This window comes from Chryseobacterium sp. CCNWLW53 (assembly GCF_037083525.1).
GTDB lineage: Bacteria > Bacteroidota > Bacteroidia > Flavobacteriales > Weeksellaceae > Chryseobacterium > Chryseobacterium lathyri.
In genome coordinates this window covers 667,216-688,779 of the sequence record NZ_JBAOJR010000001.1, presented here as the reverse complement: position 1 = coordinate 688,779, position 21,564 = coordinate 667,216, and the positions used below count along the sequence as shown (strand labels likewise).

The window sequence follows — 21,564 nt, the reverse complement described above, 5'->3', positions numbered from 1 at the left end:
ATAATGAAAAAATACTTATTAAGTTTTGCTTTAGCTTTTATGAGCTTAACCGCTTTTGCACAGGCAGATTATGAAAAAATAATGGCTGAAAAGATCGCGAAAACAGAAACATGTAAAACACCCGAGGAGTTCCAGACTCTGGCTAATGATTTCCAGAGAATCGGGAGCAAGGAGAGCTCAAAATGGCTTCCACCGTACTATGCAGCATTCTCCCAGATTCAAAAGGGAAGACTGATGATGAGAAACGGAAATATGCAGGAGCTGGATGAAACAGCAGCTCAGGCCGATAATTATCTGGCAAGTGCTCAGAATCTTGCCGGAGCAGACAATGCAGAGATCCATTTGCTGAGAAAAATGGCAGCTTCCCTAAGAATGATGGTAAACCCGGCTCAGCGTTATATGACAGACGGCGCCAAGGCTACTGAAGAAATGGGGATTGCAGAGAAGCTTGATCCTTCCAACCCAAGGATAGCTCTAATCAAAGCAGAGGATGTCTATTTTACACCTGAACAGTATGGCGGAAGCAAAACCAAAGGACTGGAGCTGTTTAAAGAAGCCATTGCGAAATTTAATGCTTACAAACCCAAAACAGCCTTAGATCCGAATTGGGGCAGGGCAGAAGCCGAATATTTCATCAATATGCCGGCAAAATAACAAAAAAAGAAAGCCTTCCTGATACGGAAGGTTTTTTTATTCCATTCGGAAAGGAAAATCTGCCTTTCAGTAAAAAATAATTTTTGATACCTTTATTAAAGACTAATTTTGAGCCAAGAAAACGGATCATGAAACGTAAAGGATTTATAATCTTACTTTGGGTATCGTTGGGAACAGCGCTATTTTTCTTCTTATTTTTTACAAAAGAGAAGAGTTTTCACAATTTTTTGATTACGCTGTTGATCTCTACCATGTACTCCTTTGTTTTGGGATGTGGAAACGCTTTTATCAATGACTTTCTCAATAAAAAGTTTCCATGGTCTGAAACAACCGGAATAAGAACAGCCTTAAGTGTAGTTTCTATCATTGCCGGTAATTTTATTCTGGTTTATTTCTGCAATTATATCAATTATGTTGAGATCCAGAAAGTGGCAACAACAGAAACCTTTTTTTCAAAAGAATATTCCACTACAAATTGGTTTATGATCAATATTGCGCTTCTTATTTCTGCCTTTCTGCATGCAAAAAGCTTCATGGAGGAGCTTAAGAAAACATCCAAAAAAGAGGTCGTGGAACAGAAGCTCATCGCAAAATCTGCCAATGCGCAGTTTGAAAGCCTGAAAAACCAGCTGGACCCACATTTTCTTTTTAATTCTTTAAATGTTCTGAGCTCCCTGATCGATGAAAATCCGGCTCAGGCACAAAAGTTTACGGCCTCAATGTCAAAGATTTACCGCTATGTGCTGGAACAGAAAGACAAAGAACTGGTAACGGTAGAAGATGAGATCGAATTCGCAAAAACCTACTGCGATCTTTTAAAAACAAGGTTTGAAAACAGCGTAGATTTTATTTTTGATGTTAAAAAAGAAGATTACAGAAGATATGTTGTTCCGCTTTCACTTCAGCTTTTGCTGGAAAACTGCATCAAACACAATTTTGCGACCTCTTCAAAACCTTTGGTTATTAAAATATTTTCGGATAATGATACCTTATGCATAGAAAATAATCTCCAGGCAAGAGAGCAGATGAAAGAAAGTGCCGGAATCGGGTTAGCGAATATTGTTCAGCGGTATGCACTGCTTACCAAAAAGAATGTTTTCATTGAAAAGTCAGAAGATTATTTTAAAGTAAAAGTTCCGATACTGTCCAATAAACCAAATACAATCAGTGTAAAAACGGAAGATGAGAACGGATCTTATGAGAAGGCCAGAAAACGGGTAAAAGAACTCAAAAGCTTTTATGCCAATTTAATTTCCTATTGTACTGTGATTCCGTTTTTAGTGATTATCAATTTTATGACTTCACCGAAAAACCTTTGGTTTTATTTTCCCATGCTGGGGTGGGGAATTGGTATCGTTTCTCACGCATTTCGGGTGTTTGGAGTCGGAGAATCCTGGAAAGAAAAGAAGATCCGGGAGATTATGGATAAGCAAAAAAATAGAAATAATGGAAACGTACGATGAAAATGATATCCGGTATCAGCAGGCTAAAAGGCAGGTTGAAAGATTAAGGGGATTTTATGGACATTTATTCTCGTATATCGCAGTAAATGCTATGATTGTAGTGTATAATATTAAGCATTTAGAACACGGAGAGAGTTATTTCCAGTTCAAAAACTTCTTTACGGCGACTTTTTGGGGAATTGGACTCGTAGCTCATGCTATTATCACCTTTTTGCCCAATATAAGCTTCGTTAAAAATTGGGAGGAAAAGAAAATCCGGAAACTGATGGAGAAAAAGAAGGACTGAAAGAGTTCTGTAAATGAAGTTTTAAACTTATTTTTTAATCTTAATTTAAAAATATGCATTTACTCCAAGTTTTGTTCACAATCTCAATGGTTGCCTGGTTTCTTACAGAGATCCTCTATAAAAATATGCTGAAATCCGGCAAAGAAGATAAGAAAGACAAAGATAAGTCCACCCTGAATATTTTATGGATGGCCATTCCGTTTTCCATTGCAGCTTCAGTAGCAGTATCTTATATGACAAAATTCCCAATGACGGAAGGTGCCTGGATCTTATATGCGGGTGAAGCTTGTATTCTGATAGGAATTGTTTTTAGGTTTATAATCATCAGATCTTTAGGGAAATATTTTACGGTAGATGTTACAATAAAACAAGACCATAAGATAAAGAAAGAGGGTTTTTACAAATACTTGAGGCATCCGTCGTATGCATTCTCTTTGTTAACTTCTTTAGGATTAGGTATTTATCTTAATAATTGGGTTTCTTTACTCCTGGCTTTTCTGCCACCATTTATTGCTTTTGCTTACCGTATAAAAATTGAAGAAAAAGCTCTTTTAGAACAGTTCGGAGAAGAATATTTGGAATACCGGAAGGAGACCAAAAAGCTCATTCCTTTTATTTACTGATTTCCCTTTTTATTTTAAACATAATCATCTGCAATATCTGTGGAATGTGTGGAAGAAAAGAAGAAAGGTTTACATCCAAAGAAACAAAATTTACAGTCCAACCAATCTTTTTACGATTCAGAAAGCAAATCCTACGACTCGGTCATATAAAATTGATTGGAGCTCTGTTTCTGAGCTATCTTTGATTCAACAAAAAACAAATTACTTTTAAAATAAAAATTATGGAAACATTAGGATACACAAAAGAAACACTGGCTTACAAAAAAGCAGAAAAAAGAGTAAAAGAACTGAAAGGATTCTACGGAAATCTTACCTCATACTGTCTGGTTATTCCTTTCCTTATTGCGTTGAATTTGCTTACATCTCCGGATCATTTATGGTTCTATTGGCCAATGCTGGGATGGGGAATCGGAATTTTAGCCCATGCTGTGAATGTTTTCGGAATAGGGAAAGAATGGGAAGAAAAAAAGATCAGAGAATTGATGGAGCAGGACGCGAAAAACATAAAAACATTATAATTTAACCACATATTTTTAACGATCATGAATTACGATAACGCATACGAAAGAGTTACTCAATTGAAAAAGTTTTATAAAAACCTTCTTTGGTTTGGAATAGTAGCTGGAATTATATTTTTTAATGACGTTTTTGAAAATGGAAAATTCGATTTTTCTTTATTCGACGGATCTGTTATTCTGTTGATCTGGGGAATTATCTTAACAGTAAAAGCTGTAAAGCTCTTCCTTTTAGACGATGAATGGGAAAGAGATATCATGGAAAAAGAGCTGAAGAAAAACAAAAAGAGCATACACTTTTAAGCTGTGCATTTTTTTCTCTAATTTTATTCCCGATTTAAACTAAAAACTATAGCTCAATGATTAAGACTGTCATTATTGAAGACGAAAAACCGGCTTCGCGGAAACTGGAAAGAATGCTGGGTAATTTTCCTGAAATAGAGATCGTTGGCAAAATAGAATCGGTAGAAGAGGGAGTTGCCTGGTTTTCTGAAAATGAACATCCGCAGCTTATTTTTTCAGATATTGTTCTTGGTGACGGCTTATCTTTCGATATTTTTGAAAAAATGCCTACAAAAGCATTTATCATTTATACGACGGCTTTTGATCAGTATACTTTGAAGGCATTTAAACTGAACAGCATTGACTATCTTTTAAAGCCTATTCTGGAAGAAGATCTTTCAGGAGCAGTAGAGAAGTTTAAATCATTTATTCCGGCCAGCAATACAACCGGTTCTGAGGATATCAAACAGTTGATCAGGAAAGAGAAATCTACTCTTTCAAGGATATTGGTGAAAATAGGATATAATCTGAAAATAGTTCAGACTCAGGAAATAAGCTGCTTTTTCAGTGAAAATAAAATCGTTTACCTTCAGACTGAAGAACGTGCTTATCCTTCAGATTTCACATTGGATGAGCTGGAAGATATTCTGGATGAAAAGAAATTTTTCCGTGTCAACAGACAGTTTATCATCAATTCAGACTATATAAAAAATATTCATACATCCCCGTATTACAAAGTTGACATGGAGTTTCAGCCACAGGAAGAAATTACGGTCAGCCGGGACAGGGTGAAGGATTTTAAGGAATGGCTGGTGAGGTAGACTGATTAGAAGTTAGATTTCAGACATCAGACATTAGATTTCAGACTGAGACTAAGGTTAAGGCTAAGACTGGGTATTTTAACTTTAAACCCAACCCCAAAATTTTAAACTTTGAACTGAAAACCTGAACTCTCCTTACACTAAAACCCTCAAACTCTCAAACGTACTGCAACTACCTGTAATCTATCCTGTTAGATTCAGTATCTTCAAGCTGTTTTATAATAGATTCGGGGATCTCATCACTGTCAATTGGAAAGCTGATGGAATCGGAAATGAAAGTCTTTCTGTCTGCTTTCTGAAATATCTCAAACAGGGCTATAGGCTCTTGGTTAAAACTGATACATGTACTTATAAAATGAACCTCATGGAGCTTATATTCTGGATTTTTGAGCTTTTCCTTGATATCTTTTATCCTTGAGATAAAGTGTCGCTGGCGGATGAATGTATTGCTGTTCATGATGATGAATACATAATCGGAGTAGGCCGTTACTTTTCCGAAATACTTATGGTGATCTCCGCCGCTTCTTTCGATGAAATATTCGCCCGTGGTTTCAGATTTGTAGATCTCCATTGCAGAACGCCAAATCCGCTCTTCCCGGGCCTGAAGAGGATTTTCAGGAAGGTTTCTGTTGTAAGAATACCAGCAGCCAACCAGGCGATCTAAAAGAGCCGTATTCTGATTCACATTATTCATATCGATCCTGAGATCATTGAAATTGAATGCCTCCGTGTTGGAATTAATGAAATCAATATAATTGGAATAGCCTAAAACGGTAACGATTTGACTTAATTTACTAAGGTTTGGCCTGCTCAGAACTGCATTGTTGTTTTGCTGGTATTTCTTTAATTTATTGATAATCAAATGTTCATAGAGGTAGTTGGAGCCTAGGAGATCAGGTTCTTTTTTGATTTCTTTTTCAGAATGATCACTGATGATGAGGTCATTAAGTTCCGAACTGATGTACGACCATTCGGTTTTCGTCACATCTCCCCAATGATTCTTCTTTAAAAAATGAAGGCTTAAAAAATTCATTAATTTCTCAAGATGCAGAATATCTTCTTTTTTCATCAGTTCACTCTTTAAAATAATTACTGTTTTAAATTATAAGACTAATATAAGATTTTTATACGTCAAGATAAGTTTTTTGAAAGACTTTTATATTCTAAAATCAAATGATATTTGAGTAGAAAAACAAAAGTTAACACAATGGAAACAACAATCTTATTAAAAGACGAAACCCTTTGGAACAGGATCCAGAGTTTTTCATTAGATGCTTCGGATGCTGATTTCCCTTTTTCGAAAAAACTGGCCAAAGAAGAACGATGGACCTTAGACTTTACCCAAAAAGCCATTCAGGAGTATAAAAAATTTGTTTATCTCTGCTGTATCCTTCCCAATGGAGCTTCTCCAAGCGAAACGGTAGATAAGGTATGGCATATGCACCTGATTTATACCCAGAATTATTGGGAAGATTTCTGCCCAAATATTTTAAAGAAAAAACTTCATCATCATCCTTCTAAAGGAGGGATTTCTGAGAAAAAAAAACACCAGAACTGGCATCATGACACTTTGCATCATTATAAGGAAATCTTTCAGCAGGAAGCACCGGAAGATATCTGGACAGGTCAGATAAAGAAAAATGATCAGAAGACGTTCTGGAAAAAGGGACTTAAACTCCTTGCGTTGGGCTGCCTCTTATTTCCGGTGTATTCCTGCTCCGGAGGTATCTTTGCAGGGGTGATCGTCACTATTTCATGGATCATTGGCTTCTTCGTTTTCATGGGGTTTATTTCATGGATTTTCGGAGGAAATATCAATAAAGAGCAGGATAAAAATGTCAGCAGCAATTCCGATGGAAGTTCAGGCTGCAGCGGCGGCTCCAGTTGTGGAGGCGGTGGCGGTTGTGGCGGCGGATGCGGAGGAGGTTGTGGCGGATGCGGCGGATAAAAAATAATAGCTATGAAAAGAATACTGTTCTACTCAGTCCCGGTAATGATAAGCATGATCTGGCTTATTCTTACACAGCAGACCTGTAATCCGATCTCAATAAAAGGTCCTGAATTTCTGAAGTTTTATTTAATGCTTGTGCTGGGTTTTTATGCTTCAGTAATGATTCTGAAATCTTTTAAAGAAAACAGCTCAAAGACAACACTTTACTTTATGATTCTAATTCTTTTACTGGGCATTGTAAAACTGATAAAAGGATTAATCATAGGAAAACCGGTCGGATATCTTGTTATGATATTGATTGTCGAAGGAATTATCTTGCTGTGTCAGCCAGGTTTATCATCCAATAACAAACATAAGCAGATTTAAAAACAATATCATGACCAGAAAATTCACGGAAGTTGAGAAAAACATATTATACAAAAATATTCCTTTGCAGAAGCAGGGGCATGCCGTAGGATGGGAACCGGTTTTGTTTATTATCCTGACCATACTCCTTTTTGTATTGGGAATCAAAATAATCCTGTTTGATTATAATCTGTTTTTGGATGATGAAAAAGAGACTTTGGGCTCTTTTCTCTATTTTATGGCGACGTTTATTCCTATTGGTGGAGTATCCTTCGTAAGCGTTGCCGTTTTATTTATGCTCGTAAAAAACATGATTTTGTATCCGAGGTATGGAAAATATGCAGAAGAAAAATCATTTGATGTGGCAGACGTTGAAATTATCCAGGGGAAAGGATCCGAAGATTTTATCATCCGGATTTTCAATACCGCAGGCGGGAAAACAGAAATAAAAATCGATCTGAAAATAGACGTGGAATCCTCTTTAAAAGATAATTTTCTCAAAACAATTGAAAAATACAGAGCTAAAGATTCTGAAAACATCAATATTCCGTTTATGAAAGTCCTTCGTATTCTTGAAACGAAACCTTTTTCAGGAATGATACATCTAAGATTAAGTGATTTTTCTACCGATACGAAACTGGATTCCAGCCAGCTGATCTATTCTTATGATGTTTTTTTCAGGACAAAATATAATGTAATCTCCAGTTTAAAAACAAGAGAACCCCTTTTTATGAATTTCTACGGAGATAATTTTGAAAAAGAAATCATTTTACGATGAATGATGTGGAACGTAAAATAACTTACTATTTTGATGAAGATTATTTGCTTTAGATCGAGGTGTATTTGGCTGATCAAGCTCGGGAAAGAAAAAAAATAACCCCAAAACAAAGTGCTTCGGGGTTTTATTGATATCAATTAAGATGATTTAATTTTTCTGTTTCTCCTTTCCCGCTGTGTTGTTATATCTATGGACCATAACCGAAGTTACAACGGCAAAAATAAGCGTTAACGCAATACTGGTAGTTTCCTGATGTACAATAGCCTGATAAAGATTAAAACCAAAAACAGCACCTACAACAGCGATTAAAATTTGATTCACAAAAGCATACTGGATTTTTGAAGTCGTTTTCATAATGATATTTTTTATTGTTATTTACTGAGTAAGTCTAACAACTCAAAATTCGTTACAGAAAATTTTCAAAAAACTTTTCGTTATGCAATCACACCGCTTCCAATCAGCTCCTCACCAATATACCAGGCTGCAAACTGTCCCTCTGCAATCGCTGACTGAGGTTCTTCAAATTCGATATAAGCTGCATTTTCAAACTGATACAAAACCGCTTTCTGTAACGATTGCCTGTATCTGAATCTTGCCATTACTTCCATAGATTCTCCATTTCCAAGCTTCATATCCTCACGAACCCAATGCATCTCCGAATTGTCAATTTTTAATGCTTTTTTGTGCAGTCCCGGAGAACTGTGACCTTCGCCCACAAAAATAATATTGTTTTCCATGTCTCTGGAGAGGATAAAACAGCTTTCTTTATGTCCGCCGATACCAAGCCCTTTGCTTTGTCCAATCGTGAAAAATTGAGCACCCTGATGCTTTCCGATCACTTTTCCGTCGGATTTTTTATAATCGATTTTTCTGGACAAAAATTCCAGTTCTTCTTCTTTTGAAGAAAATTCAGGCTTTTCCACTGAAAATAAAGGTGAATCTTTGAAAATTTCTACAATTTCCCCTTCTTTGGGAACCAGCTGCTGCTGTAAAAACTGAGGAAGGCTTACCTTTCCGATAAAGCATAATCCCTGAGAGTCCTTTTTGTCGGCAGTTACAAGCCCTATTTCTTTAGCTATTTCCCTTACTTCCGGCTTTGTGAGCTCTCCGATAGGGAACAACGCTTTTGATAGCTGATCCTGGCTTAGCTGGCACAGGAAATAAGACTGGTCTTTATTATTATCTTTTCCGGCTAAAAGATGGAAGATTTCCTTTCCATTTTCATCAAAAGTGGAATTCACCTGAGCATAATGTCCTGTTGCCACCTTATCGGCACCCAAAGACATAGCCGTCTTCATAAAAACATCAAATTTTACTTCTCTGTTACACAGAACATCCGGATTCGGAGTTCTTCCTTTCTGGTATTCATCGAACATATAATCTACGATTCGCTCTTTGTAAAGCTCGCTCATATCGATGACCTGGAAAGGAATTCCCAATTTCTGAGCGACCATCAGGGCGTCATTACTGTCTTCAATCCACGGACATTCATCCTCCAGCGTTACCGAAGCATCATTCCAGTTTCTCATAAACAAAGCCACAACTTCATGACCTTGCTGCTGCAGCAAATATGCTGTAACACTGGAGTCTACACCTCCAGATAATCCTACGACTACTTTCATTTTATTTCAATTTTACGGAACTCTTAACGGGAGTCCTTAGTTTGACCCGGCAAAAATACAATTAAAAAAATTCGCAAAAAAACCATAATTTTAAACATTGATAAAAACGATATTAATATGAAAAAAATTATTATTCCCATAATGCTGATGATTTCAGGATCGGTATTTTCCCAGATTACCACCAGCGCACCTGTCGCAGAAACCAACCGCTGGACTTTCGGTGGAGGAATAGGGCTGGGTTTTGGAAGCAACAGCTCATTTTATCTTCAGGCTTCTCCCAGAGTGGGATACAGGCTTACCGATGATCTTGAGGCTGGAGTGGTAGGAAGTGTTTCATGGCAAACCTCCGATTATTACAAATCTACGATGTTTGGGGTGGGTCCTTTTGCCAATTATTATTTTGCCAGGTCCTTTTATGTAGGAGCCAATCTTCAGCAGTACTTCATCAACTATAAAGATAAGTTTTATGATTATAAAGTGAACGAACAGGAAACTGCCTTGTATCTGGGTGGTGGTTATATGCAGAGAATAGGCGGGAATTCTTTTATGCAGCTCGGGGTAATGTATAATGTACTGTGGAAAGAGAATTCGAGTGTTTTCTCTAGCGGTCTTGTCCCAAGTATTGGGTTTGTAGTAGGGCTTTAATCTTTGTTTTATAAGAATTGTTTTTCACAATATTTTCTAACTACAGATTTCACGGATTTTCACAGATCATGCCTAATGGCTATCAAAATGTATGCTCTTTAAGTACTTTATTTGTTGATATTATTAAAGTAATACTTTCGCAAATATCTGTGAAAATCCGTGAAATCTGTGGTTAAAATAAAGAGAGCATCACCAAAATTATTAATAGAAAAGGACTTTAGCCTGCTTAATTTTTACACATATATGAAAAGGCTTTAGCCAAAAGATATAAAAACGAAAAGCACCGGATTTTTCCGGTGCTTTTCAATATAATTACATTACTTCTATTAAGATTAAGAAGACTTTTCAGTTGTCTTTTTTGCTTTAGGAGCTTTCCCGATTAATGCATCTTTTGTATCATTAAGATCCAGGATCACCGTTTCACCTTCAGATAATTGCTTGTTTACCAGCATTTCTGCCAATAAATCTTCAATATATTTCTGGATGGCACGTTTCAATGGTCTTGCTCCAAAGTCTTTATCCCATCCTTTTTCAGAGATAAAGTCTTTCGCCTCTTCAGTTAACTCAACTTTATAGCCTAATTTTTCAAGTCTGCCATATAATTTATTAAGCTCGATATCGATAATTCTTTTAATATCATCCTGTACAAGAGAGTTGAAGATCACAATATCATCAATTCTGTTTAAGAATTCCGGAGCAAATGCTTTCTTAAGCGCATTTTCAATCGTACTTCTTGCTCTTGAATCTGTACTTGTTTTTTTAGCTGAAGTTCCAAATCCTACACCATCTCCGAAATCTTTAAGATCTCTTGTTCCGATATTTGAAGTAAGGATAATGATTGTATTTCTAAAATCGATTTTTCTGCCTAAACTATCGGTCACGTGACCTTCGTCCAGAATCTGCAACAGGATATTGAATACATCCGGGTGAGCTTTTTCAATCTCATCCAGAAGAACCACAGCATAAGGTTTTCTTCTTACCGCTTCCGTTAATTGTCCGCCTTCTTCATATCCAACGTATCCCGGAGGCGCACCAACCAATCTTGAAACTGCAAATTTTTCCATGTACTCACTCATGTCAATTCGGATCAGAGATTCATCAGACTCGAAAAGCTCTCTTGCCATTACTTTGGCAAGCTCGGTTTTACCAACCCCGGTGGTACCAAGGAAAATAAAAGTACCGATAGGACGGTTCGGATCTTTAAGTCCGGCTCTGTTTCTTTGAATTGCTTTCACAACTTTCTTCACAGCGTCTTCCTGACCAATCACTTTTCCGTTCAGTTTCTCATCCATCTGAGCTAATTTATCAAGCTCATTTTTGCCGACTTTCGTTACCGGAACACCACTCATCATAGAAACCACTTCGGCTACATTTTCTTCTGTTACGGTTTCTTTTTTCTCTTTTACATCCTTATCCCACTTCTCCTGAGCTGCATTCAGTTCCATCTGAAGACGTTCCTCTTCATCTTTAAGCTTTCTGGCCTCAAGATAATCCTGAGCCTTAACTGCTTTCTGCTTCATTTCTTTAATATCCTCGATTTTCTTTTCAAAATCAATGATTTCGGTTGGAACTTTCATGTTTTTAATATAAACACGTGAACCTGCTTCATCCATGGCATCAATAGCCTTGTCCGGTAAGAAACGGTCTGTAATATATCGTGATGTCAAATTGACACACGCCAGAATAGCCTCCGGAGTATATACTACATTATGGTGCTCTTCATATTTATCTTTAATCTGATTCAGGATCTGAATGGTTTCGTCAATGGAAGTAGGCTCTACCATTACCTTCTGGAATCTTCTTTCCAAGGCCCCGTCTTTCTCAATATACTGACGGTACTCATCCAGAGTTGTAGCCCCTATGCATTGAATTTCACCTCTTGCCAAAGCTGGTTTAAACATATTCGATGCATCTAAACTTCCTGTAGAGCTTCCTGCACCAACAATAGTGTGAAGCTCATCAATAAATAGGATGACATCTCTGTTTTTTTCCAATTCGGTCATGATCGCCTTCATTCTTTCTTCAAACTGGCCACGGTATTTTGTTCCGGCCACTAAACTTGCCAGATCCAAAGTGATGACACGTTTTCCGTAAAGAACCCTGGAAACCTTTTTCTGTTGAATTCTTAAAGCTAGCCCTTCCGCAATCGCAGATTTACCAACACCCGGCTCTCCGATAAGAAGCGGATTGTTTTTCTTTCTACGCGATAAGATCTGAGAAACACGCTCAATTTCTTTTTCACGACCGATTACCGGGTCTAATTTTCCATCTCTAGCCAAAGAAGTTAAGTCTCTACCAAAGTTATCCAATGTAGGGGTTTTACTTTTTGCAGAGCCTAAATTTCCCGAAGGCTTTCTCATTTGCTCAAATTCCTCTCGGTCATCATCATCGTCATAAGCACTCATTTGTGGTGCCTGTCCGGAATTTTTAAGCATAGTCTGGTATTCTCTTGAAACTCCTTCATAATCGATGTCGTAAGCTCCCAGGATATTCGAAGTAGGGTCCTCATATTTGTAAAGAATGCCTAAAAGCAGATGAACGGTATTAATTTCATTGCTTTTATATTGTCTGCATTCCAGCTCAGCACGTTTGATCGCATGATCTGCCATCTTAGTGAAAGAAATATTAGTAACCTCCTCAGAAATAGGATTAAGACTTGCTGTATTTAGAGTTTCAATTTTTCTTCTGATTTGTGTTAAATCCGCATTAAGGTTTTGAAGGATTTCTTTTGCAGAGTTTTCTGTTTTTATAATACCTAAAAGTAGATGTTCTGTATTAAGAAATTCACTTTTGAGCCTTTTCGCTTCGCTCTTGCTTTGTTTGAACACTTGGCTCAAACCTTGTGAAAACTTATAATCCATAATATATCTCATTAGAATAATGGCAGCGGTGCCATTTATTCATTATCTAAATTACAAATATTTTACCAAAAATCAATTAATGACTTTATGGCAGAAAAAATTTTATTATCTTATTGAAAATGATTAAGTTTGTTATCCTTTAAAAATTCCCCATGAATCCTGAAATTACTACATATATTGGTTATTCTGCATCCATTTTTATAGTATTGAGTTTTATATTAAAAGATGTAAGAAAAATCAGAATAGTCAACATGATAGGCTGTATCTGCTTTGTCATTTATGGTATCTTCAATGGAATGCTCTGGCCGGTTATTATCCCCAATGGACTGATCTGCTTTATTCAGGTTTATCATTTACTGGCCGGAAACAAAAAGTAATGAAAAAAAAGATAATTATCTCTGCTTTCAGTAGTCTGTATACAGATCAGCGAATAGAAAAAGTATGCAGGACTTTACATGAGAACGGTTACCAGATGGAACTGATAGGGAATGACTGGAATGGAGCAGAACAAATGGAGCGGCCTTATCCGTTTTCAAGGATACATTTATCTTCCACAAGTTTAAAAACGGCTTATTTCGAATTTAACTGGAAACTGTATCATCAGTTAAAGAGAAAATCAGATCATAATACAATTCTTTATGCCAACGACGTTGACGCATTGCTGTCAAATTATCTTATTGCTAAAAAATTAAATATCCCATTGGTTTTTGATAGCCATGAAATTTTTTCAGAAATGCCTGCAATTCAGGGCAAAATGTCACAAAAAATCTGGAGATATCTGGAAAAGAAAGTCATTCCCAAGCTTAAATTTATGATTACGGCCAGCGGAAGCTATGCAAAATGGTTCCAAAAAAAGTATGGTGCCAACCCTGTGGTCATTCAAAATGCACCCAGACGGCAGGATTTTACAATGGAAATTCCTGAAAATAATCCTAAAATATTTTTATACCAGGGATCCATTAATCCTTTTCGGGGTATCGATAAAGCGATTCTGGCGATGCATCATCTTGACGGTGTTGTTTTTAAAATAGCAGGGGACGGCCCGAGAAAAAAAGAATACCAAGATCTGGTTAGTAAAGAAAAGCTTGATCATAAAGTTCAGTTTTTAGGAAAATTAAAACCGGAAGATCTGAGAAAAATAACGGTAACAGCCGATGTAGGGATGAGTATCGAAGAAAATGGGGGCGAAAGCTACTTTTACTCTCTTCCGAATAAAGTTTTAGACTGTATTCAATCCCGTGTTCCATTGGTATTATCTAACCTTCCCGAAATGCAGAATATCAAAAATCAGTTTGATGTGGGAGAAATTATTAAAGACCACCAGCCTGAAAATATTGCTGCTGCAGTACAGAAAATCCTTGATAACGGAAGGGAAAGCTATCAGGATGAACTTGAAAAGGCTTCTAAGGTATTCTGCTGGGAAAATGAAGAAATAAAACTGTTGAAAGTTTTTGAAAAAGCGTCAGAATAAATAATCTTTATAAAAAATGGTATCTTTGCATTAAAAATTTGTTAAATAAAATGACCATTAAAGAAAAACAGCAGGAAATCATTGAAGAGTTTGCGTTTCTTGATGACTGGGAACAAAAGTACGAGTATATTATTGATCTCGGAAAAGAATTAAAAGGACTTCCCGAAGACCGCAAAACGGATGATAATCTAATCAAAGGATGCCAGAGTAAGGTATGGATTGATGCTGAATTTAAAGATGGTAAGCTTTTTTTCGATGCAGACTCCGACGGAATTCTTCCGAAAGGAATTGTTTCTCTTTTGGTAAGCATTTATAGCGGCCATACCACTCAGGAAATTTTAGATTCTGATTTTGAATTCATTTCAGAGATCGGGCTTCAGGAATTTCTCTCGCCGTCCAGAGCAAATGGACTAATGGCGATGACCAAGCAGATCAAATTTTACGCAGTTGCTTATCAGCTAAAATCGTAGCAGTGACCAGAATTCTAGCATATCGTTTTTCTGCTTTTGGCGATGTCGCGATGACGGCGCCGGTATTCCGGGAGTTTCTGGAACAGAATCCTGACGTAGAAATTATCATGGTTTCCAGAAAAAATTTTGAAAGCTTATTTACTGATATTCCGAATGTTACATTTAAAGGAATTAACCTTGATGACTATAAAGGCATCTTTGGATTAAGAAGGTTGGGCAATGAGCTCATTAAAGAATTCAATCCCGACTTTATAGGCAATCTTCATGATGTGATAAGAACCAAAATTCTTGATAGAATCTACAGAAGAAAAGGATTTAAAGTTTTTAAAATAAACAAAGGAAAAGAAGAAAAAGAAGAGCTTACAGACGTATGGAATTTAAATAAAGTTCAGCTAAAAAAGACCGTCGAGCGTTATGCAGATGTTTTCCGCGCGATGGGATTTAAAGTAGAGCTTTCCCATAAGCTTAGGCCGGCATCGGTACAAAAGTCAGGAATTGGTTTGGCTCCTTTTGCACAGCACAGAGGAAAAATGCTTCCTTTGGAAAAATCATACGAACTGGCAAAAATCCTTTCAAAAAAGCAGACCATATATTTCTTTGGCGGTGGCAAAAAAGAAACGGAAACCCTTGAAAAATGGGAAAGTGAAATTCCGAATACCAAAAGTCTTTCAGGGAAGTTAAGTCTTTCAGAAGAGCTTCAGAAAATTTCTGAACTGGAGCTGATGATTTCCATGGATTCCGCCAATATGCATCTTGCCAGCCTTATGGGAACGAGATGTATTTCCGTTTGGGGCGCAACACACCCGTATGCGGGATTTTTAGGCTTCGGACAGAGCGAAAATGATGTGGTCCAGGTAAAAGATCTTACCTGCAGACCCTGTTCTGTGTTTGGTGATAAAGAATGTTACCGTGGCGACTGGGCCTGTCTTGAAGAGCTTAACATCCAGAAAATAGTAGAGGCAGTCAATTCTTAAAAATTATTTTACTCATTTCTACGGCCTTAGCATCATCAGAATAGTTCTTTTCCAGAACCTTACTTCTGATTTCATTTTCATTATAATCTTCAGCTGCTGTTTCAATAACCCGTTGGCGGATTTCATCCGAAGTAGTGCCCAAATGGCATAAACTCATCAGGGCAGGATCATCTGTAATATTCTGATTGATAATAACGAATCTACTGTTGTATAATGCATTAAACAATTTCACCTTCGTACCGGAATTCTGATAGGAGAGAAGAACGTTAGCATGGGCGTTTTCAAAAAGGTGACGAAGATTCTCACTTGTTTCGATTGGGACAATGCTTATATTTCCAATGTTATTGATTTTCTTTCTCACATCATCACTGGCGCGGTCGGATGCTACTACAAGCCTGTGCTGAGGAAAGGCTTTAAACATCCTGATGGTTTCTTCCAATGCCTTTTTGTTGTCAGATATACTCAGGTCACCATGAAAAAGAAAATAATCACCCTTTCCGTTCAATTGCTTTACAGATTCGTTGCCATGAAAAATATGAATAAGACGGGCGTTTTTTGAATATGAATTTACTTCATTAAATTCTTTCCCGGAAAGGCAGAATACACTTTCAAATTCCTTTAAAAGCTTTTTCTGATAATCAACAAATTTTAAAGATTCTATTCTGTAAATGATCTTTTTAAAAATATTTTTTTCTGAAGAGGAGAGTCCTTTGTAATACTCAGATTCATTATTGTGGAACCTCAGGTAGAATTTGTAACCTTTACTTTTTAATCTATGGATAATTTGAGTGGTTTGCAGCCCTTCAAACAATACTGGAGCCTCTATCCTCATAAGATTTTCAAAAAGAGCATCAGAAGTTCTTATTGCCGCCGCAAAGGGTGCCGCCGAAAGATAATGGAAGGGATTTTTCTTCTTTTTGTAAAAGAAAACATTTTCTGTAATGCTTTCTATCTCTTGATCAATAATTTCCGGAATATCATCAACAAAACAGTGGAGGTGTATCTTTATGCCTAATCCGGCCAATGCTTTAATCTTATAATAAACATCAATAATACCGCCGTAGGAGGGAGGATATGGATAATTGAATGATATAAGATGGAGTTCCTTCAAAAAAGTGAATTTATGGCTGTAAGATCACAAAGGTAAGAATATCCCGAATGTTTTTAAACAAAAAAATCTCCCAATACATTGAGAGATTTTGTGGGCCCTGAGGGATTCGAACCCCCGACCCTCTGGGTGTAAACCAGATGCTCTGAACCAACTGAGCTAAGAGCCCTGAACTTTTTTTGAAAGGCTTCAGTTACCTTTGTGTGGGCCCTGAGGGATTCGAACCCCCGACCCTCTGGGTGTAAACCAGATGCTCTGAACCAACTGAGCTAAGAGCCCCTATACTTGTTTCCTCGTTTAGAGTGGTGCAAATATACGACTTATTCAGAAATCTCCAAATTTTTTTCTAAAAATTCTCCTACAACAAAGTTGCTTCCGCCGATGAAAATCATTTCTTCTTTTGTACATCGCTCTTTTGCAGAAAGATACGCTTCCTGTACAGAATCGAAAATTGTATAAGAAATTTTTGCCTCCTGCAAGAGATTTTCATAGTCTTCAGGATGTCTTCCCCTGTTGATGGATGGTTTGGCAAAATAAAATTCAGAATTTTCAGGAAGAAGAGCCATTACTTCATCTATCTTTTTATCATTCACAAACCCTAAAATAACGTGTTTATGTTTGTTTATGGTGTTCAGTTGAGAAAATACATACTCAAGTCCGGCCTGGTTGTGTCCGGTATCACAGATCGTAAGCGGATCTTTTGAAAACTCAAACCAACGTCCGATGAAACCTGTATTTTGATGGACTTTAAGTAATCCCATCTCAATATTTTCTTCAGAAACGGGAATATTTATTTTTTTTAATTCTTCAATTAATGCAAGAACCACCCGGATATTTTTCTTCTGGTAATTTCCTTTAAGATCAGAATTCAGATCTGAATGTATGATTGTAGCATCAATAAAAGGGGCATTTTCTTTATCCGCTGTCTGTTGGATAATGTTTTTAACGGTCTCATTTTCGTCTCCGGAAATTACCGGAATATTGGCCTTAATGATTCCTGCCTTTTCTGCAGCGATCTCTTCAATACTGTCTCCCAAAATATTCTGGTGATCCAGCTGTACATTAGTAATTGCGGCTACCAAAGGTTTAATGATATTTGTTGAATCCAGTCTTCCGCCAAGACCAACCTCAATAATGGCAAAATCTACCTTTTGCTGATAAAAATATTCAAATGCCATGATTGTTGTAAATTCAAAAAAAGAAGGGAGGATATCTTCAGGAAGGGTTTTTAGTTTTTGGATAAAATGATAGACAAACTCTTTACTGCAGTTTTTACCGTTCACTTTAATACGTTCCGTAAAATCAATAAGGTGTGGAGAATTGTATAAACCAACTTTGTATCCTGCTTCCTGCAGAACTGAAGCCAGCATGTTGCTGGTGGATCCTTTGCCGTTTGTGCCTCCGATGTGGATGCATTGTATCTTTTCCTGTGGGTTTCCAAAGAAAGTACAAAGCTTTGTAATGTTTTCTAATCCAGGCTTATAGGCTTTCAGTCCGTCAATTTGATAATTGGGAGCCTGTACGAAAAGCCAGTCGACAGATTCCTGATATTGTTCGGTTGTCATGATGCAAAATTCTCAAAAGTTTTATTAAAATGAAACAATAATTTTTTTAAACTGTAACTTTTTTATATTTGGCTCGTCTAATATGGAAAATTCTTAATATGAAAAAAGTTTGGATTATCGTTTTTGGATTAAGTTGTCTGGGGCTAAGCGCCCAGAAGAAATGGTCCTTAAGAGAATGTGTAGACTATGCTGTTGAGCATAATCTCCAGGTTATCCAAAATCAATATTCTAAACAGATCCAGGATTCTAACCTTAAAATGGCTAAAAAGGAATACCTGCCTTCTGTATCCGCAGGAATGTCCAATTCAGTGGGTTTCGGACAGCTTCCATTGGGTACAGGTAGTATCAGAAATGACAGGTTCAACAACAGCGCGAACCTGGGTGCGGATGTTCTGCTTTACAATAATGGCAGATTAGAGAAAAACATCAGAAAAATACAATTTGATGTAGAAGCCAGCCAATATGATATAGAAACCATTAAAAATGATATTTCTCTGCAGATTGCACAGCAGTATCTTACTGTCCTCCTGAACAAGGAAATTGTTAAAATCTCCCAGAGTGCGGTAGAGAATGCTCAGAAACAATATGACAGAGCCAAAATAACAACCCAGGTAGGAACAACTGCACAAACTATCCTGGCAGAGGCAGAAGCAGCCTTAGCGAGAGAAAAGCAGAATCTTAAAACTGCGGAAATAAATGTAGGAAGAGCTTTGTTTGCCATTGTTCAGCTTTTACAGCTTCCCGAATATAAAGGCTTTGATGTGGAAGATGTAACTGTTTCTGATACACTGCCGTCCCAGCTTACCTCTGTGGATGACGTTCTTACTACCGCCTATGAAAACCAACCGCAGATAAAAGCTGCCGAAAGCAGAATCAGGTCTGCTGAAGCACAGACGGAAGTAACCAAAACAGGGTTTTGGCCAACACTGACAGCGAATGCCGGTGTTTCTTCGTTCTATAATAATATGTTAAGTAAAAACTACGACCAGCTTGGGAATCTTGTTAATGATCCTTCTTTTTTCCAGCAGTATAAAGATAATTTCGGTCAGAATATAGGACTTTCTCTGAATATTCCTATTTTCAACAAAGGAATTACCAGGCTGCAGGTAGAGCAGTCTGTAATTAACCAGAGTATCGCTAAAAATACCCTGGAACAACAGAAGCAGACGGTAAGACAGAATGTGCAGAAGGCTCAGTTTGATGTGGATGCCAATTACGAAACTTTCCTTTCGGCAGTGGAAACGGAGAAAAGTACAAAGCTGGCTTTAGAATTTGCAGATAAAAGTTATGCGGCAGGAAGATCGACAATTTATGATGTGAATGTAGCCAGGAATAACTATGCCAATGCCCAGGGATCTGTTGCCCAGGCAAAATATAATTATCTTTTCAGTCTTAAACTGCTGAATTTCTATTCAGGAATTCCATTAACTTTGTAAAATGTCTATTCAGTCATTAGAAAAATATTTACCTCAAAACACCCATAAATATTTAAGAGTCTGGTTTTCGGATTATTATATTCATATAAAAGTGACGCGAGGCAGAAACTCTAAGTTGGGAGATTACAGAAAGCTTCCTGATAACTCCCATGAAATAACTGTCAATTCAACACTAACGCCACCGCTTTTTTTCTTTGTCCTTACCCACGAGCTGGCTCATCTGATTGCCTTTGAAAAATACGGACGAAGAATATCGCCGCATGGTAACGAATGGAAAGAAACATTTAGAAATATGCTTCTTGAAAGTCTTGAGATTTATGACGAAGATCTTAGGCCTATTATCATAAGATTTTCAAAATCCCCAAAGGCCAATTTCATGGCCAGTCCGGATCTTGTAAGATATTTTCATACTGAGAAACAGGATGATAGATTGCATTTCATTGAAGAGCTTCAAAAAGGAGAATTTTTTATTTATCGCAACGAAAAGTATTTATTAGAAGGTCTGATTAAAAAAAACTATCTTTGTAAGAATCTGGCTACAGGAAGAAAGTATTCTTTCAAGCCTCTGGCTAGGGTTGAAAAATGTAGGCAAGAATGTTAAAATCAGATAGATACTGTGTCATCATGGCGGGAGGAATCGGGAGCCGGTTCTGGCCAATGAGTACACAGAAATTTCCAAAGCAGTTTCAGGATATTTTAGGAACAGGGCGTACCATGATTCAGCAGACTTATGACAGAATCAGCCGGATCATCCCTAAAGAACAGATATTCGTGATAACGAATAAAGAATACGTTACGCTTTCCCATCAGCAGCTTCCGGAGATTCCTGAAGAAAATATTGTGGGCGAACCCCTGATGAAAAATACAGCGGCCTGTAATCTGTACATGGCCAACAAGATTGCTGAAATTAATCCGGATGCAACCATGATTGTTCTTCCGGCAGATCACCTGATCTTAAAAGAAGATATATTTCTGGAGAAAGTGGAGCTTGCTTTTGATCTTGCTGCCCAACATGATTATCTGGTAACCTTGGGTATTACCCCTACAAGACCGGATACCGGATACGGATATATCCAGTTTGTAGAAAAGAAAGGTTCAGATTATTTTAAAGTAAAAACCTTTACGGAAAAGCCTATTCTTGAAATTGCACAGAGCTTTTTAGAAAGCGGCGATTTCCTGTGGAATGCAGGGATTTTTATCTGGAATGTAAAGAGCATTCATCATGCATTTGAGCTGTATCTTCCTGAAATGATGCAGCATTTCATGGCGTGTGAATATAATTCTGCGAAGGAAAACGGGTGTATTGAAACCATTTATCCGAAAGTTCAAAAAATTTCCATTGATAACGGAATCCTTGAAAAAGCAAAGAACGTGTATGTTATCCCTTCAGATCTTGGATGGAGCGATCTGGGCACATGGACTTCCGTATATGAAAACACTGAAAAGGATGAGAATGGAAATGCAGTAAAACTAAGGCATTTCCTGAACTATAATTCAAAGGGAAACATTATTCGTCTTAAGAACAATAATAAAGCTGTGATCATTGACGGTCTTGAAGATTTTATTGTTGTAGACACAGACAAGGCGCTGCTGATCTGCCCCAGAGACAATGACCAGCTGATCAAAGACTATGTTCTTGATCTTAAAAGTTTTAAGAAAGGAGATAAATTCATGTAATATTGCTATCTTTCTGC

At 37.2% G+C, this 21,564-nt stretch carries 24 protein-coding genes and 2 tRNA genes; 18 read left to right on the top strand and 8 right to left on the bottom strand.

The features are described from left to right. Positions 1-3 precede the first annotated feature (3 nt). The 7 genes from V6R96_RS03205 (at position 4) to V6R96_RS03175 (ending at position 4,644) form a co-directional block, all read left to right on the top strand. Positions 4-654 (top strand): hypothetical protein, encoded by a 651-nt coding sequence (locus V6R96_RS03205; RefSeq protein ID WP_223557901.1) that lies wholly within the window; start codon positions 4-6, stop codon positions 652-654. A 128-nt stretch (positions 655-782) separates the two neighbouring features. After that, entirely contained in the window at positions 783-2,117 is a 1,335-nt protein-coding gene (locus V6R96_RS03200) for a 2TM domain-containing protein (protein WP_336377980.1), read from the top strand. Continuing rightward, positions 2,101-2,403 (top strand): 2TM domain-containing protein, encoded by a 303-nt coding sequence (locus tag V6R96_RS03195; protein WP_336377979.1) that lies wholly within the window; start codon positions 2,101-2,103, stop codon positions 2,401-2,403. The genes V6R96_RS03200 and V6R96_RS03195 overlap by 17 nt, the downstream gene beginning before the upstream one ends. 53 nt (positions 2,404-2,456) lie before the next feature. Next, positions 2,457-3,026, top strand: coding sequence for an isoprenylcysteine carboxylmethyltransferase family protein (locus V6R96_RS03190; protein ID WP_336377978.1), 570 nt, complete (start codon positions 2,457-2,459; stop codon positions 3,024-3,026). 221 nt (positions 3,027-3,247) lie between these two features. Beyond that, positions 3,248-3,544: a 2TM domain-containing protein gene (locus V6R96_RS03185; RefSeq protein WP_336377977.1), complete on the top strand. Its 297-nt coding sequence runs from the start codon at positions 3,248-3,250 to the stop codon at positions 3,542-3,544. Between the two features lie 24 nt (positions 3,545-3,568). Then, positions 3,569-3,844, top strand: a complete 276-nt coding sequence (locus tag V6R96_RS03180; RefSeq protein WP_336377976.1) for a 2TM domain-containing protein — start codon at positions 3,569-3,571, stop codon at positions 3,842-3,844. A gap of 56 nt (positions 3,845-3,900) precedes the next feature. Further along, positions 3,901-4,644: a LytTR family DNA-binding domain-containing protein gene (locus tag V6R96_RS03175; RefSeq protein WP_111954003.1), complete on the top strand. Its 744-nt coding sequence runs from the start codon at positions 3,901-3,903 to the stop codon at positions 4,642-4,644. A 172-nt stretch (positions 4,645-4,816) separates the two neighbouring features. Here the strand turns inward: V6R96_RS03175 and V6R96_RS03170 are convergent, their stop codons facing one another. After that, complete coding sequence (locus tag V6R96_RS03170) at positions 4,817-5,713, bottom strand: hypothetical protein (protein WP_336377975.1); 897 nt, start codon at positions 5,711-5,713, stop codon at positions 4,817-4,819. Between the two features lie 138 nt (positions 5,714-5,851). Here V6R96_RS03170 and V6R96_RS03165 point away from each other — a divergent pair, with 138 nt between their 5' ends. From V6R96_RS03165 to V6R96_RS03155, 3 genes are read left to right on the top strand one after another with little or no spacing between them, the layout of a single operon-like run. After that, on the top strand, positions 5,852-6,592 hold the full coding sequence (locus V6R96_RS03165; RefSeq protein ID WP_336377974.1) for a hypothetical protein: 741 nt from the start codon (positions 5,852-5,854) through the stop codon (positions 6,590-6,592). Positions 6,593-6,604: 12 nt separating this feature from the next. After that, a complete protein-coding gene (locus tag V6R96_RS03160; RefSeq protein WP_336377973.1) occupies positions 6,605-6,961 on the top strand; it encodes a hypothetical protein in 357 nt (118 codons plus the stop codon). A 10-nt stretch (positions 6,962-6,971) separates the two neighbouring features. Continuing rightward, complete coding sequence (locus V6R96_RS03155; protein WP_336377972.1) at positions 6,972-7,718, top strand: hypothetical protein; 747 nt, start codon at positions 6,972-6,974, stop codon at positions 7,716-7,718. A gap of 147 nt (positions 7,719-7,865) precedes the next feature. Here the strand turns inward: V6R96_RS03155 and V6R96_RS03150 are convergent, their stop codons facing one another. Together V6R96_RS03150 and mnmA are read right to left on the bottom strand one after the other, a co-directional pair. After that, positions 7,866-8,072 carry a hypothetical protein gene (locus tag V6R96_RS03150; protein WP_336377971.1) on the bottom strand — a complete coding sequence of 69 codons (207 nt, stop codon included), beginning with the start codon at positions 8,070-8,072 and terminating at the stop codon, positions 7,866-7,868. Between the two features lie 80 nt (positions 8,073-8,152). After that, a complete protein-coding gene (gene mnmA / locus V6R96_RS03145; RefSeq protein ID WP_336377970.1) occupies positions 8,153-9,340 on the bottom strand; it encodes a tRNA 2-thiouridine(34) synthase MnmA in 1,188 nt (395 codons plus the stop codon). A gap of 117 nt (positions 9,341-9,457) precedes the next feature. Between mnmA and V6R96_RS03140 the strand changes: the two genes are divergently transcribed. After that, positions 9,458-9,985 carry a hypothetical protein gene (locus V6R96_RS03140; protein WP_111954017.1) on the top strand — a complete coding sequence of 176 codons (528 nt, stop codon included), beginning with the start codon at positions 9,458-9,460 and terminating at the stop codon, positions 9,983-9,985. Between the two features lie 332 nt (positions 9,986-10,317). Here the strand turns inward: V6R96_RS03140 and V6R96_RS03135 are convergent, their stop codons facing one another. Continuing rightward, complete coding sequence (locus V6R96_RS03135) at positions 10,318-12,846, bottom strand: ATP-dependent Clp protease ATP-binding subunit (protein WP_111954396.1); 2,529 nt, start codon at positions 12,844-12,846, stop codon at positions 10,318-10,320. A gap of 152 nt (positions 12,847-12,998) precedes the next feature. Here V6R96_RS03135 and V6R96_RS03130 point away from each other — a divergent pair, with 152 nt between their 5' ends. Genes V6R96_RS03130 through V6R96_RS03115 form a run of 4 tightly spaced genes read left to right on the top strand, consistent with a single transcriptional unit; the run spans position 12,999 to position 15,761 of the window. After that, positions 12,999-13,223, top strand: a complete 225-nt coding sequence (locus V6R96_RS03130; RefSeq protein WP_111954019.1) for a uroporphyrinogen decarboxylase — start codon at positions 12,999-13,001, stop codon at positions 13,221-13,223. Continuing rightward, complete coding sequence (locus tag V6R96_RS03125) at positions 13,223-14,317, top strand: glycosyltransferase (protein WP_336377969.1); 1,095 nt, start codon at positions 13,223-13,225, stop codon at positions 14,315-14,317. The genes V6R96_RS03130 and V6R96_RS03125 overlap by 1 nt, the downstream gene beginning before the upstream one ends. A gap of 50 nt (positions 14,318-14,367) precedes the next feature. Beyond that, positions 14,368-14,787, top strand: a complete 420-nt coding sequence (locus V6R96_RS03120) for a SufE family protein (protein WP_111954023.1) — start codon at positions 14,368-14,370, stop codon at positions 14,785-14,787. 2 nt (positions 14,788-14,789) lie between these two features. After that, complete coding sequence (locus V6R96_RS03115; protein WP_336377968.1) at positions 14,790-15,761, top strand: glycosyltransferase family 9 protein; 972 nt, start codon at positions 14,790-14,792, stop codon at positions 15,759-15,761. Here the strand turns inward: V6R96_RS03115 and V6R96_RS03110 are convergent. From V6R96_RS03110 to V6R96_RS03095, 4 genes are all read right to left on the bottom strand, one after another. Then, positions 15,751-16,872, bottom strand: coding sequence for a hypothetical protein (locus tag V6R96_RS03110; RefSeq protein ID WP_336377967.1), 1,122 nt, complete (start codon positions 16,870-16,872; stop codon positions 15,751-15,753). The genes V6R96_RS03115 and V6R96_RS03110 overlap by 11 nt on opposite strands. 91 nt (positions 16,873-16,963) lie before the next feature. Then, a tRNA-Val gene (locus V6R96_RS03105) sits at positions 16,964-17,038 on the bottom strand. 35 nt (positions 17,039-17,073) lie between these two features. Beyond that, positions 17,074-17,148 (bottom strand) — tRNA-Val (locus tag V6R96_RS03100). Positions 17,149-17,189: 41 nt separating this feature from the next. Then, positions 17,190-18,434, bottom strand: a complete 1,245-nt coding sequence (locus V6R96_RS03095) for a folylpolyglutamate synthase/dihydrofolate synthase family protein (protein ID WP_336377966.1) — start codon at positions 18,432-18,434, stop codon at positions 17,190-17,192. A 98-nt stretch (positions 18,435-18,532) separates the two neighbouring features. Here V6R96_RS03095 and V6R96_RS03090 point away from each other — a divergent pair, with 98 nt between their 5' ends. From V6R96_RS03090 to V6R96_RS03080, 3 genes are read left to right on the top strand one after another with little or no spacing between them, the layout of a single operon-like run. Next, complete coding sequence (locus V6R96_RS03090) at positions 18,533-19,870, top strand: TolC family protein (RefSeq protein WP_111954031.1); 1,338 nt, start codon at positions 18,533-18,535, stop codon at positions 19,868-19,870. A 1-nt stretch (position 19,871) separates the two neighbouring features. Further along, a complete protein-coding gene (locus tag V6R96_RS03085; protein ID WP_111954033.1) occupies positions 19,872-20,471 on the top strand; it encodes a SprT-like domain-containing protein in 600 nt (199 codons plus the stop codon). Continuing rightward, entirely contained in the window at positions 20,465-21,547 is a 1,083-nt protein-coding gene (locus V6R96_RS03080) for a mannose-1-phosphate guanylyltransferase (RefSeq protein ID WP_223557932.1), read from the top strand. Before V6R96_RS03085 ends, V6R96_RS03080 begins: the two co-directional genes overlap by 7 nt. Positions 21,548-21,564 lie beyond the last annotated feature (17 nt).